The 13,267-nt window shown below is 53.1% G+C and carries 11 protein-coding genes; 5 read left to right on the forward strand and 6 right to left on the reverse strand.

Going from position 1 to position 13,267, the window contains the following annotated elements; translation table 11 throughout:
* Positions 1–296: 296 nt before the first annotated feature.
* The 5 genes from KGZ92_02170 to KGZ92_02190 all read left to right on the forward strand — a co-directional run bounded on the left by KGZ92_02170 (position 297) and on the right by KGZ92_02190 (position 7,343).
* The gene (locus KGZ92_02170; GenBank protein ID MBS3888091.1) at positions 297–1,616 is read left to right on the forward strand and encodes a radical SAM protein; all 1,320 of its coding nucleotides are present in this window, start codon (positions 297–299) and stop codon (positions 1,614–1,616) included.
* On the forward strand, positions 1,613–2,161 hold the full coding sequence (locus KGZ92_02175) for a GNAT family N-acetyltransferase (GenBank protein MBS3888092.1): 549 nt from the start codon (positions 1,613–1,615) through the stop codon (positions 2,159–2,161). The genes KGZ92_02170 and KGZ92_02175 overlap by 4 nt, the downstream gene beginning before the upstream one ends.
* A 45-nt stretch (positions 2,162–2,206) precedes the next feature.
* The gene (locus KGZ92_02180; GenBank protein MBS3888093.1) at positions 2,207–3,958 is read left to right on the forward strand and encodes an ABC transporter ATP-binding protein; all 1,752 of its coding nucleotides are present in this window, start codon (positions 2,207–2,209) and stop codon (positions 3,956–3,958) included.
* 1 nt (position 3,959) lies between these two features.
* A complete protein-coding gene (locus KGZ92_02185) occupies positions 3,960–5,663 on the forward strand; it encodes an ABC transporter ATP-binding protein (protein ID MBS3888094.1) in 1,704 nt (567 codons plus the stop codon).
* A gap of 75 nt (positions 5,664–5,738) precedes the next feature.
* The gene (locus KGZ92_02190) at positions 5,739–7,343 is read left to right on the forward strand and encodes an MBL fold metallo-hydrolase (protein MBS3888095.1); all 1,605 of its coding nucleotides are present in this window, start codon (positions 5,739–5,741) and stop codon (positions 7,341–7,343) included.
* 1 nt (position 7,344) lies between these two features.
* On the opposite strand, the gene pyrE is transcribed toward KGZ92_02190, so the two are convergent.
* The 6 genes from pyrE to KGZ92_02220 all read right to left on the reverse strand — a co-directional run bounded on the left by pyrE (position 7,345) and on the right by KGZ92_02220 (position 13,267).
* Complete coding sequence (gene pyrE, locus KGZ92_02195) at positions 7,345–7,920, reverse strand: orotate phosphoribosyltransferase (GenBank protein ID MBS3888096.1); 576 nt, start codon at positions 7,918–7,920, stop codon at positions 7,345–7,347.
* Between the two features lie 22 nt (positions 7,921–7,942).
* Positions 7,943–8,848 (reverse strand): dihydroorotate dehydrogenase, encoded by a 906-nt coding sequence (locus tag KGZ92_02200; protein MBS3888097.1) that lies wholly within the window; start codon positions 8,846–8,848, stop codon positions 7,943–7,945.
* A 17-nt stretch (positions 8,849–8,865) separates the two neighbouring features.
* A complete protein-coding gene (locus KGZ92_02205; GenBank protein ID MBS3888098.1) occupies positions 8,866–9,660 on the reverse strand; it encodes a dihydroorotate dehydrogenase electron transfer subunit in 795 nt (264 codons plus the stop codon).
* Positions 9,648–10,586 (reverse strand): orotidine-5'-phosphate decarboxylase, encoded by a 939-nt coding sequence (pyrF, locus tag KGZ92_02210; protein ID MBS3888099.1) that lies wholly within the window; start codon positions 10,584–10,586, stop codon positions 9,648–9,650. Before pyrF ends, KGZ92_02205 begins: the two co-directional genes overlap by 13 nt.
* The gene (locus KGZ92_02215; protein ID MBS3888100.1) at positions 10,579–11,898 is read right to left on the reverse strand and encodes a dihydroorotase; all 1,320 of its coding nucleotides are present in this window, start codon (positions 11,896–11,898) and stop codon (positions 10,579–10,581) included. The genes pyrF and KGZ92_02215 overlap by 8 nt, the downstream gene beginning before the upstream one ends.
* 187 nt (positions 11,899–12,085) lie before the next feature.
* The gene (locus tag KGZ92_02220; GenBank protein MBS3888101.1) at positions 12,086–13,267 is read right to left on the reverse strand and encodes a hypothetical protein; all 1,182 of its coding nucleotides are present in this window, start codon (positions 13,265–13,267) and stop codon (positions 12,086–12,088) included.

Raw genomic sequence — 13,267 nt, forward strand, 5'->3', positions numbered from 1 at the left:
AGCGGAACCAGAAATGGGTTAGTGATATTACTTGCGTCTCAAGCGATGAAGGCTGGCTATATATCGCTGGGGTTATGGACCTCTGTGGACAACCACTCATAGGTTTGTCCATGAGTAACCGCATGACGAGACATGTATTGTGGAGGTGATAAGTATGGTCAAAATAGTCAAGAGGGCGAGGCCTTTGTGCCAAGCCATGGGCTGTGGATGTTTCTGTGGTAAGAGTGCGTAGAAAGCATTTGTGAGGTCTGGGGCTCGTAGCCACCTTCTCTAAATTCTGACGTGGAGGGACTATTATGATACCGTCGAAATACAATATTATAATTCGTGACTTCCCTGAACAGAGGCAGTTGCTTGTGTACAATACGTTGCGGGAAAGTATGGTCGTGGTGGATGACGCCATAGAGGACATCTTCATGTCAGGGAGAACACCTAGGGAGCTTGACCCGGAGGGCCTTGACGCCCTAGTTAGGGAGGGGTTTGTTTACGAGCAAGAAGGGTATGAAAAAAATTTGGTTCAGTACTTGTTTGCCTCCCGAAAGTATTCCAAGAAAGCAGTAGAAACTGTGATTATGACAACTGAAGCATGCAATTTAAGGTGCAAGTATTGCTTGGAAGGGGAACTTATCGCCCCTCGGTCGATGGACGAGCAAACGGCGCATAATGTAGCCCAGCAGCTCATCGAGCGCTTGAAGGCACATGGAACTAAACGCCTGACGCTAGACTTCTTTGGAGGGGAGCCATTGTTAAACACAACACCCATTGCGGTGATAGCTCCGAAATTAAGGGAGTACTGTGCAAAAAATGAAGTGTACCTTCACATTAGGGTTACAACAAACGGAACCTTGCTCGATTATGAGTGTTATCGTTTGTTGAGACGTCTGTCTGTTGATAAGATTCAGGTGACAATTGATGGCCCGAAGGATGTTCATGATTATCGAAAGCCCCCTATTGATGGGGGGTCTAGCTTTCAATCTATCATTGATAATTTGCAGCACTGTGACAACGAGCACCCTAAGCTACAAATCAGGCTAAATATTGATGCGCACAACGTAGCTCGTATAAACGAGATATTGCATTACCTTGCTAGTACGGTCAAAGGATTCATTAACCAGGTGCCCAGTGTGTATGTTGCGCCAACGGAGCTGGCGTTCTGTCCATCCGAAAATTGGAACAGGTATGTTTTTTCCCCTGCCGAAAAGGCTACTGCCATGGTGAAGATTTGGGGTCAGATGGCAGAACTAGGACTCCCCGTTGCGCACTTGCCTACCTATTACCCGTGTGGTGTCTTAACTGATTGGGCCACCGTTGTAGGTGTCAGTGGCGAATTATACTGTTGCACTGCTCTAGCTGGAATCCGAGAGTTTCAGCGGGGAGATCTATCTAATGAGGATGCACAACCAACGGGTGTTCACTTAGAGTTCCTGACAACGGATGTATGGAATCAATGCTTACATTGCATGTTTTTGCCATTATGCGGAGGTGGATGTAGAGTCCAGTCTTTGATCCGTACGGGAAATGCCTTTAATCTGGATTGTCAGCGTGAGTTTTTTGAGGGTGCACTTGAGACATACATTAAAGCTAATTACCTTGCCGAATGTAGGACGGAAATATGAGAGGAGAAATACAAGTTTTATTTAGGGCTATAGAAGCAAAGGACGTTGGCCTTATTTGTCGTTGGGCAAACGATGACAGGGTGAATGCTGGAGCGACATTTCGAGTTTTTCCATGGTCTGAAAGAATGGTACGCAAGATGATTGACGATGGAAACTTTGAAAGTGATGAAAAGAGGTATTTGATAATCGAGACTGCGGAGGGAATAGCTATCGGTATAGCTATTGTCCGTGCAATTAACAGACAAGACCGAAACGCTGAGTTAGGTATTGTCATTGGGGAAATCGAATACTGGAACAAAGGGTATGGCTGGGCGGTTGCTCAAAAATTGCTCGAACTGTGTTTTAACGGTCTAGGATTAAAACGCATATACGTGTACGTGCCAGAGTTTAACCGAGCGTCAGGAATAATGGCTGCACAATTAGGGCTCGCCAAAGAAGGGGTACTACGAAAGTGTTTTTATCGAGATGCAAAATTCTGGGATGCAACCCTTTATTCACTGCTTGACGACGAATGGCAATCCCAAAGAACACTCGGAAAACGGTAAGTAAAGCATAGCCCGAGAGGGCGTTATGAATGGGGGGATGAGTTTGTGGCAAACAGACAGGGGATGCACTTTTTTTTGCGGTATGCGAAGAGTCAAATCGCACCTGTAATATTTGTTGTTCTGCTTGTTTTCCTGCAAGTAACTTTCGGTATACTTCTGGCTCGGCAGTTAGGGCACATTCTTGATGTGGGGCTTCTCGCTAATAAAGCAGAGTTTGGGCAGGTTTTTCTGCTGCTTGTCGTTTTATGGCTAGGTTCAGATGCAGCGCTGTTTGGTAGGCAGCTCCTGGCGGGTCGCCTAGCCGAAATCACTGTGCATAACTTGCGCGGAAAGGTCGTGCGGCACATTAGCCGCGCCACGACGGAGTCACTCGAAACTACGCATAGCGGAGACTATGTTTCTCGGCTCGGAGTCGACACTGACGCCATTAGAGTTATGGTCGCGCGCGAGATGCCGAGCCTTTTACAAGGCGCGCTCGGATTTGTGGCAGCACTTGTAGTTATGCTGGTGGTGTCTTGGCAGGTGACACTGCTAACAATCGCTTTGGTCCCCGTCATGATGTTTGTGGCGTCTTTCTTTGGTGGGCGCATGGGGGGGAATCTTAAGGCATGGCAAGGTGGTATGGCTGCCGTTAATGTGCTTGCACAAGATACTGTCTTAGGGGTAGTTGTGGCCAAGACCTATAATTTGCACGGCTATCTTGGCAAACAGATGAGCTCGTTAGGTAAGCGTGTGGCAAACAGCGCCGTGGCCTTAGCTTTTACCAAAGGACAGCTAAATTCAGCCATGACGGTGCTTTCGGTGATGCCGTTCCTTGTATTGTTTGGCGTGGGCGGTTACGAGGTTATTAGAGGCAGGCTGAGCCTAGGGCAGCTGCTCATGATGCTAAACCTACTCAACAACCTAACATGGCCACTGCAGGGTATGGCGCAAAACATGGCGAGCATGAAAGCAGCGATACAGGCGGCGGAAAGGATATTCGCAGTGCTTGCACTACCCGTTGAACCAGTGCAGCAAGGCGCGTGTCCGCCGCTTAATCGTAAGGCGGAATATGCAGTGGAGTATGACCAAGTTTCGTTTGCTTATCCCGGAAAGGACGCGATTTTGTGTGAGCTAAGCCTAAAAGTTCGCAAGGGGGAGACATTGGCCCTTGTTGGGGCCAGCGGCTCCGGCAAGAGCACTTTACTTTCGCTTCTGCTCCGGTTTAGGCAGCCAAGCTCAGGCGAGTTGTTGTTTTTTGGCTGCCTCTATCATGACCTTACCCCCTCCTGCATCCGTGAACATATCGCGTATGTGGCGCAGGAAGACTTTTTCTTGCCGGTTTCCGTAGCAGAGAACATCGGCTTCGGGCGTCTTGGCGCTTCACCGCACGAAGTAAGCGATGCCGCACGTAAGGTAGGGGCAGATGAGTTTATAGGCGAACTAGCAGGTGGTTACAGTAGTCTCCTCAGCGAGAGAGGCGGCAATTTGTCTGGGGGGCAAAGACAGCGTATTTCGCTGGCCAGAGCGGTACTGCGTGCTGCGCCGCTACTGGTGCTTGATGAGGCGACCGCCGCACTGGATATGGAGTCGGAAAGGGCGGTCTTTGACAAGTTGCTGGCGATGGATGGCACTAAGATTATTGTCACCCATCGTCTGCACCTCTTGGAAAAGGTAGACCGCATTGTTGTTTTAGCTAACGGCAGTATTGTGGAAGAAGGCACCCATGCTGTGCTAACCGCGCGGGGTGGTCACTACGCCAATTTTGTCAGGCATGGGGAGTTTGAGCGCCATTATGGCGCGGCGGGGGTGTCGTGAGATGAAGGCAGATCGTAGCAACACTAGACTGTTGAAATACATGCAGGGCAACTGGCTCAAGTTTACCGTGGGTGGGGTAATGTCCATCCTGTCTGAGTCGGGCATCCAGCTTGGGCTTGCGCTATTGCTTAGGGGAATGGTCAACGCCTCGGTAGGCCGCGATGTTCGGTTGCTGCTCATGAGCCTCGGGCAGTATGGCCTGCTGATTTTTCTTGGGGCTGCCTTACTTCCGCTCGGCCGACGTCTCTGTGCAGCGGCTACGGAAATGGCCGTAGCAGAGTGGCGGAACCAAACATTTGACCATGTGCAGAATCTGCCGCTAGCGTCAATCGAAGGGCGACATTCGCAGGACCTAGTTTCTCGGCTGACCGCAGACATCGACGTAGCTCGGCGGTTTCTTGGTGAAGAGCTAGTGGATTTTGTCGCGCATGTGGCAAGTGCTCTTATATCGGCAGCGTTTATTATTATGGTTGATGCTCGGTTTGTAGCGATTCCCTTATTTTTAGTTGTGATGTCAGCTGTTGTGAACCGTGTATCAGCGGTTCCGCTGCAACGCACGAGCAAAGCCTCGCAGGCGAGACTGGCCGAAATGCATGCCAGTGTTAAAGACGTGGTACAAGGGCAGTGTGGAGCCCGAGGGTGGGGCGTTGGCGATCTGCTACTGTGCCGAGTTGACGAAAAAAACGACGCCTTGCGGGCTAACAACTTAAAGCTAGTCGGCCTGCAAAGCACTGTGGGGGTAATAAGCAATTTTCTTGGCTCAGCCAACTTCCTAGGCGTAGTGGCGCTAGGCAGTTACATGATTTTGCAGCAAGAGTTGACACCGGGTGAGGTTGTGGCAGTAGTGCAGTTTAGTCAGACCATGGTGAGGCCCTTTAGAAATGCGGGCAGCGTCTGGTCTGCCCTCCAGCAGACACTTGCCGCCGCTGAACGTGTCTTCGAGCTGCTCGACTCTCCACCCGAGAAATTGCGCTCAAGCGGGAGCGTACCCCAAGATGATGCGGCCGTAGTTTTTCAAAACGTTTCTTTTTCATATGGGGATGTCCCGGCTCTTAAAGGGGTATCGTTTAGCGTCCCGCATGGCAAAACTGCCGCTGTCATCGGTGAGAGCGGCGGAGGAAAAAGCACCATTTTTAAGCTGTTACTTGGCTTGTACCAAGCAGGGGGAGGGTCAATTGCGGTCAACGGCAAAGACATCGGCGAGTATTCGCTGCCTGAGCTGCGCAGCCTGACCGCTTTAGTTCCTCAGGATGCTTGGCTGTTTACAGGTACCATCTACGACAATATCACCTGCGGCAGAGAAGATGTCGGTATGGCAGAGGTGCAAAGAGCGGCAACAGCGGCTAACGCCCATGACTTTATAGCGTCACTCCCCGACGGGTATGAAACTGAGGTGGGCGAACACGGGTCAAAACTCTCAGGCGGACAACGGCAACGCATCGCCATCGCCCGCGCCTTCCTCAAGGACGCCCCAATTCTATTGCTTGATGAAGCGACATCAAGTATCGACAATGAAGCGGAGAGCTTGGTGTGGGCTGGGCTGGAGAGCCTGATGGCAGGCCGTACCACGCTACTCATTGCGCATCGGCTCACTACAGCCAGAAAGGCCGACGTTGTTTTTGTGGTAACCGACGGCCAGATTGTCGAGCAGGGGACGCACGCGGAGCTGTTGCGCGTGGAGGGCACTGTAGGCGTTTGCACTTAGCCGCGGGTGAGGTAGTGTTGTTGCGGTGCGGGGCGAAGGCCTAGCACTTCAAGGCATATGAGGGGAAGGTGCAGCATGATAAATATTACTTTTTTTGGGGCATGCGATACCGTTACCGGCTCTTGTTACTTGCTGGAAACGAAGGACGCCAAAATTCTCGTTGACTGCGGCATGTTTCAGGGGGGCAAGGAACAGGCTGAACGCAATACACAGCCCTTTAGCTTCATGCCACACACTATTGACGCCGTGCTTTTAACGCATGCCCACATAGACCATAGCGGGTTACTGCCGAAATTAGTGCGCGAAGGCTTTACGGGCGAGATAATTGCCACCCGCGCGACCGTCAGTCTGTGCAATCTCATGCTGAGGGATTCGGCGCATGTGCAACTTATGGAGGCGGAGTGGCAGAATCGCAAGGGCAAGAGGGCGGGGACAGAGGACATAGAGCCCTTGTACACCCTCGAGGACGTCGAGCGATGCCTGCGGCATTTTCGTGGGGTCAAGTACGGCGAGCACACTGAAGTTAAGGCCGGCGTTGGCGTTCGCTTTCAAGACGCCGGTCATATTCTCGGCTCCGCGATGCTTGAAATCTTTATGGAAGAGGATGGTCATGTCCAAAAAATTGTTTTTTCCGGTGATCTCGGCCAAAAGGGTCGACCGATTGTTGCCGACCCTACCTATATCGCCGAGGCAGATTATGTTGTTGTAGAATCTACTTATGGCAATCGCTTGCATGAGTCGCCGCATCAGCGACGCGAACAGCTCAAAGACATACTTCTCGAGGCTATCAGAGACAACGAGCAGGTTATTGTCCCAGCTTTCGCCGTGGGGCGCACACAAGATGTGCTCTATGAAATAAACGCCCTCTATAGAAGCGGTGCTATCCCACTCATACCGATATACATAGACAGCCCCTTGGCTATATCGGCGACAGAGATTTTTCAGCAGTTTAAGGACTACTATGACGATGACACGAAAGACCTATTAAAGCGCGATATGTCTCCCTTTGCCTATCCTGGGTTGCGGTTCACGCGCGAAGTTGAGGAGAGCAAGGCGCTTAACAATGTCACCCATCCTTGTGTCATTATCTCCGCAAGTGGCATGGCCGAGGCCGGGCGCATCAGACATCACCTCAAGCACCACTTATGGCGAGAAGCCTCACATATCCTTTTTGTCGGCTACCAAGCGGGGGGTTCACTGGGGCGGCGCATAATTGAGGGAGCGCCAACGGTCATGCTTTTCGGTGAGGAGATCGCAGTGCGAGCCAAGATTCACGTTATTGACGGCTTGTCTGCCCATGCCGACCAAGCAGGATTACTGGCTTGGCTACGCGCTTTTGGACAGAGCCCCCAGGCAGTGTACCTCACCCATGGCGAAGAGACAAGCAGGGAAGTGTTGGCAGAGCTGCTGCGCCAGGAGATGGAGGCGCAAATTGTTGTGCCCGAGTGTGATGTGGTCTACGCATTAAGCGGTGAGCGGATAGGTGAGGTGCCTAAGAAGGGCACAGACATAAAATCAGCGGCCTCCTACGACGAATTAGACTCGCTGTGGCGGGCGGCACGTAAGACTATACAGACCAAGCTGCGCACTGGTTCGCGGCGCGAAGTCAAGGAGGCGCGCAAGTTTAACGAGAGGTTGCGTAACTTGCTCTTTCAGGTTGCTCGCAAGCTAGAGCATTGAGCTAGGAAACTCGACTACCCGGCTTAACTATGGGGAGACCCTGCTCGCAGAGTGGGCAGGTATCAGGGGCATAAGTTTGCACGGTCATAGTCAACAGTGCCTCTGTTGGGTAGCCTAGGCTGACTTCGCCGCCGCTTCTATCCACTAGTAGGCCCACGCCGACTATGGTCGCACCACATTGCTCTACCACACGGAGCACTTCTTTGACGGAACCGCCGGTGGTGACAATATCTTCGACGACGAGGACACGGTCGCTTGGCGCGATACGAAAGCCGCGCCGCAGGGCAAGATGGCCATCTTCGCGCTCGCAAAAAACAGCCCGCACTCCTAGAGCCCGCGCCACTTCATAGGCGATGATGACTCCACCCATGGCGGGACCTACGACCACGGTGACGCCCTGCTTGTTGAAGCGTGCCGCTATTTCTTGGCAGAGGATGGCGGTGTAGTGGGGGTTTTCGAGAAGCCGAAATTTCTCAACGTAGAGTTTGCTGTGTAGTCCAGAGGTTAGGCGAAAATGTCCCTCCATAAAGGTACCGGTAGTCTTAAAGATCTCGCTGATTTGTTCTATGCTTAACAAGTGGTCATCCTTCTTTCTTTTCTTAACTTTGGTGGGCTAGTCCACGCAGCTCCGCGATATTTCTTACGCCTTGCTTTTCGGCATATAGTTTAAGCCCCCGGTGAATCTCAGGGATGATTATGGGGTTGACGAAGCTTGCCGTGCCTATGGCTACGGCTGCTGCCCCTGCCAGTATAAACTCCGCCGCGTCCTGCCAGCTGCTGATGCCGCCCATACCTACTATAGGGATTTTCACTGCCTTGAATACTTGCCAAACCATGCGTAGGGCGACAGGCTTGATGGCAGGGCCGGAGAGCCCACCCATGATGTTGCCCAGTACGGGGCGCTGTTTGTCTACGTCGATGGCCATGCCGAGGAGGGTATTGATGAGCGAGACGGCGTCCGCGCCTTCTGCCTCTACCGACTTAGCAATGGCGGCGATGTCAGTGACGTTAGGAGAGAGCTTGACTATAAGCGGGAGTGTGCTGTGTTCTCGCACCACCCGGGTAGCGGCCGCCGCAGATTCACAGTTAGCGCCGAAGGCCATACCGCCCTGTTTGACATTAGGGCAAGATATATTGACCTCGAGCGCGCTAACTCCGGCTACTTCGTTCAAGCGTGCCGCCAGCGCTCCATATTCCTCTAGGGTATTGCCGGAGATATTGACTATCACCGGTATTTTTTGTTGCCGCAAGAAAGGCATTTCCCCGGAAATAAAATCTTCGACCCCTGGGTTCTCAAGGCCAATGGAGTTAATGAGACCGGCGGGACTTTCGACTAAGCGCGTGCCTAGGTTCCCCCTCCTCGGTGCGAGGGTGATACCCTTGACAACGATCGCTCCTAGGTGGTTGAGATCAAATAGGCGACCAAATTCCTGGCTGTACCCACAGGTGCCGGAGGCCGTAAGGAGGGGGCTTTGCAGGGACAGGGAGGCTATTTTTGTCTGCATAAGACTTTGCGATGCCACTAGAGGCTCACCTCCTGTGCCGAAAACACGGGTCCATCGGTGCAGACATGCCAAAACATATCGCCTTCTGCGCGAGGACAGGTGCAGCCCAGGCAGACACCCAGCCCACAAGCCATCATGCTCTCCACGCTAACTTGTAAGGGTAGGCAAGCCTTGACGCACATTTCCTTAACGACCGCCAGCATTGTCTGGGGCCCACAGGCGAAGGCTTGAGAAAAACTTTCTTCGCCGAGAGTGGCGGCGAGTAGCCCCGCTACTGTGCCCTGGTAGGCACCACAGCCATCTTCGCTGGCCGTCACTACCTTGACGCCAAGTTCCGCGAGCTCTCGCACTTCTGCCTGGTCCTCGGCACAACGCACCCCATACAGGCAGGTAACACTAGCCCCGCTTGCGCAGAGCTTGCTGGCGAGTGGGTACATGGGGGCAATGCCCATGCCGCCAGCAACGAGCAGCAATTTGCCTCTGAGACCAGAAATGCTGAAACCTCGCCCGAGGGGGCCGATTGTATCTACTTTGTCGCCAACTTGGTGGTGAGAGATATGCTCTGTCCCCCGACCTACGACTTTGTAGAGGATGCTTACGGTTTGGGCTCTTGAATCAATGCGGTTCAGGCTGAAGGGTCTCCGCAGCAGTGGGTCGTGCCCGCTGCTCGGGCGGACATTGATAAATTGGCCTGGCATCGCGTCAAGAGCTATTTGCGGCGAGTAGAGAGTGAGTCGCCTGACTTCTTTGGCCACTACTTGGTGTTCTACAACGGGGGCCTGCACAAGGTGCGGAGTCGTTACCAAGCGCATTTTTCTGCCTCCCTTAGTGCTTTATTGATGCTCTGCGTTGCTTCGAGGGCGGCGCTGCGGGCGGCCATCTTGTAATCTCCGCCGCGCTTGGTAAAGGCATATATTATATCCCGCGCTGAGTTGACAACGGCCCCGTAGCCATCATTATTAAAGCACGTCACCACATCTTGGGGTTTCGCGCCCTGCGCACCAAAGCCGGGCACCAGGAAGTAGGCATGGGGCATAATTTTCCGGAGTTTTGCGGCCTCCGCGGGATAGGTTGCGCCAACAACTGCCCCGACCGCCGAGTAACCATCACTGTCGAGGCTGGAGAGCCCCCATTCATGGCAGAGGCGTCCCACAACCTCAAAGACTTTTTCGCCGCCACAGTCGAGGTTTTGTATCTCTGTCCCCGAAGGGTTACTTGTTTTGACCAGGACAAAGATGCCCTTCTTGTAGTTCTGGCAACGCTCCACCAAGGGGGTGATGCCGTCACTGCCGAGATAGGGGTTGACGGTCAGGCTGTCTGAGGGAAAGGCGGGGTAGGAGGAGTCGCCTAGGGCCGTCTCCCCGAGGTAGGCGTCGGCATAGCCTGCTACCGAAGAGCCGATGTCGTTGCGCTTGCCGTCCGTGATCACAAGTAGGGAGTGTTCTCGGGCATAGTTAAGAGTAGCAGCAAAGGCGGCTAGGCCGGGGAGTCCTAAGCATTCATAGAAGGCCAGTTGTGGTTTGACGGCGACGACAAGGTCATGCAGGGAGTCGATTAGTCCTTTGTTAAATTCTAGAACGGCCTCTGCGGCAGCCTCGAGTGTCAAACCCTTGTCTGTGCGATATTGGTTTAGTAGTGTTGGCGGCAGTTCGTTTACGCGTGGGTCTAATCCTACAACCAATGCGCTTTTCTTGGCGTACAGAGCTGAAGTTAGGCGGCGTGAGAAGGGCTCACTCATAGACAACACCATCTTTCATAACAATTTTTCCGTTCACCATTGTCAACACGGGCCAGCCACACAGTGTGCGTCCGGCAAAGGGTGTGTTCTTGCCTAACGAGTAAAAGCGGGCGGGGTCTACAGTCTGCACTAATGTTGTGTCTATGAGTGTAAAGTCTGCCAGGCCGCCGATGATTATTTCTCCCCGTGGTAGACCGAGAATGTGCGCGGGGTTCGTCGACATAAGTAAGATTAGCTCGGCCAGGCTTAGTAGGCCAGAAGCAACAAGCTCGCTAATCATTAGGGGTAGTGCCGTCTCTAGTCCGACAATGCCGAAGGGCGCTTCTGTGTAGGGGAGGGCCTTTTCGTCGTGGTGATGTGGCGCGTGGTCAGTAGCGATGCAATCGATGACCTTGTCTTTGAGCGCCATTTTTAGCGCCGCGATATCTTCTGCCGTGCGCAAGGGAGGGTTCATCTTCGTGTTGGCGTCATGAAACTCCACAGAGTCATGGGTAAGGAGCAAATGGTGAGGCGTAACCTCGCAGGTGATGGGTACTCCCATGGCCTTCGCTTCGCGTATGAGTTCGATGCTACCACTTGTGCTGACGTGGGCGATGTGCAGTCTGCTAGACGATTTCGCGGCGAGTTGCAGATCTCGTTTTACCATTTCTTCTTCCGCCCTAGCCGGAATTCCGGGCAGGGAAAGGGTTGCCGACCGCGAACCATGGTGCATAACGCCCCCTCTCGCTAGCTCCTTGTCCTCGCAATGGGCGATTAGCGGTGCCTGGTGCACATGGCTGTGCTTTAGTGCCCGCGCAAAGAGCAGGGCATCGCTTACAGGTTCTCCGTCGTCAGAAAAGGCAACGGCACCTGCTGCTCTAAGAGCCACAGCGTCGGTCAAGGCCCTGCCTTGCTGTCTTAGAGTCACAGCGGCGATAGGGTAGCAACGTACTGGAGCGCAAGCGGCCTTTTCTTTAAAGTACGCCAAGGTCGCGACGCTATCGATAGTGGGTAGAGTGTTAGGCATAGCACATACAGCGGTGTATCCCCCAGCCGCCGCCGCGCGGCAACCGGTCAAAATCGTCTCTTTGTGCTCCCGCCCTGGCTCACGCAAATGCACATGGATGTCTACTAGTCCGGGCACAAGTACTCGGCCAGAGGCTTCAATGATGGTGCCGGATTCAAACTCAATTGTTGTGCCAGTGCCACAACAATCTGTGGACAAGTTGTAGCCTATGGCTGCGACATGTGCTCCCTCGATAAGTATGTCGGCGAAAATATCTACTTGGTTGGCTGGGTCAAGTAGCCTAGCTCCCCGTATGAGTATTGGCATGGCATCACCCCTTTGACATAATATCCCCAACAAAAAAGCTTTCCTGCCGACGCAGGAAAGCCAAGTTAGCCCTAAGGGTACTATCGGGCGCTTCCTTTCCTGCCTCTCGGGCAAAATTAAAGGAACCATATTCATAAGAACACTACCTTATCCTTGGGTGCTTGTCAACAGAAAAACTTGCTTCCTCTTAGCGGCGGTTGTGCAAAATGAGGCGCAAAGTGTACCAGCCCGAGCCATAGAAGTACTCGGTGGGGTCAAAAAGGCGGTCCCTCACCAAGATTTCGCGCAGCCATCCATGGGTCCAGTCCACAGTGACTTCGATAGTCCGAAACGCATAACGGTCATCAGCGGCGTGAAACACAAGGCGGTAGCGACTTGTGCCGGGGTGAACTGGCGTTAGACTTTCGAGGCGAGAGATGGAGTTGCGGACTTCGCCTAGCACCGCGAAGTCAGTCAAGTTAAACAAGGGGTGCTGCTGTACTTGTGGCGCCAACAATCGCATGGGTGCGTCAGTGCCTACCCCCGTGTCTAGCCTGCCAGTACTTCGGTCGCCGCTCCACTGGAAGTAAGTGATGTCGCTGGTCTTGTGTTCCCCCAGAGTGATTTGCCAAGGATAGTCAAAGGTAAGCTTTCTCCACCAAAAATTGCCTGGAACTGCGCCAAACGGTGGAGTAGTGAAATTCTCAATTTGCCCCGTTATTGCCAGGGAGTCCTCGTGCTGGGGCATAGTGAGCTGCGCGGTAAAACCTAGCCTTCTGCTGTTGGCGGCATTGTTCAGCATGGTAATTATCGACTCAAGTTCGCTCTCGGCGAAGTTGCCGGCTTCAATGCTTAGCCCGCGCTCGGGGGACCGGTGTACTTGCCAACGGAGTTCCTGAGTAACCGCGTTAGTTAATGGCAGGTAGGTCACCCCGCGAAAGATAAGCCAAGGCAGGCCGGTCTCTGGTGGCATGACGCGGCGTCCATTCATAGTGATGGTTTGCCTCTTAATGGTAGCCCTAAATGTGGCTGCTGTATCGTTAAAGTGAGCATCGGGCGGGTCTAGGGGTGCAAACCTACCCCTCGTCACGATGGTAAGACCTTCTTCGGCAGTCCATGTGGTTTCTAGGCCCATGAAGCGACTCAAGTTCCAAGTGAGAGGGAAGTAGGTAGTGTTGCCGTACTCAAGCAAGGGGTATTGGTTGTTTATCTGGTTAAAGAGTACGCCCTGCAGCCATACAGGTTGGGCAAGTAGCTTAACGTCGACCATTACTTGCCTAGTAGCCATGGCAGGCGGCATAAAGAGTGTGCTTACACCAAGTGCCAGCACCAAGTATAGGAAAACGACTCGTCTGACTATCCGCCAAGGGGACGTATGAGAGCGAGACAT

The sequence above is a fragment of the Bacillota bacterium genome (assembly GCA_018333655.1).
In the GTDB taxonomy this organism is placed as follows: domain Bacteria; phylum Bacillota; class UBA994; order UBA994; family UBA994; genus BS524.

Excerpts from the sequence above, each read along its gene's own strand:
- KGZ92_02170 (MBS3888091.1), top strand. The coding sequence starts at position 297 with ATGATACCGTCGAAATACAATATTATAATTCGTGACTTCCCTGAACAG.
- KGZ92_02175 (MBS3888092.1), top strand. The coding sequence starts at position 1,613 with ATGAGAGGAGAAATACAAGTTTTATTTAGGGCTATAGAAGCAAAGGAC.
- KGZ92_02185 (MBS3888094.1), top strand. The coding sequence starts at position 3,960 with ATGAAGGCAGATCGTAGCAACACTAGACTGTTGAAATACATGCAGGGC.
- KGZ92_02190 (MBS3888095.1), top strand. The coding sequence starts at position 5,739 with ATGATAAATATTACTTTTTTTGGGGCATGCGATACCGTTACCGGCTCT.
- KGZ92_02200 (MBS3888097.1), bottom strand. The coding sequence starts at position 8,848 with ATGCAGACAAAAATAGCCTCCCTGTCCCTGCAAAGCCCCCTCCTTACG.
- KGZ92_02205 (MBS3888098.1), bottom strand. The coding sequence starts at position 9,660 with ATGCGCTTGGTAACGACTCCGCACCTTGTGCAGGCCCCCGTTGTAGAA.
- pyrF (MBS3888099.1), bottom strand. The coding sequence starts at position 10,586 with ATGAGTGAGCCCTTCTCACGCCGCCTAACTTCAGCTCTGTACGCCAAG.
- KGZ92_02215 (MBS3888100.1), bottom strand. The coding sequence starts at position 11,898 with ATGCCAATACTCATACGGGGAGCTAGGCTACTTGACCCAGCCAACCAA.
- KGZ92_02220 (MBS3888101.1), bottom strand. The coding sequence starts at position 13,267 with ATGTCTCGCTCTCATACGTCCCCTTGGCGGATAGTCAGACGAGTCGTT.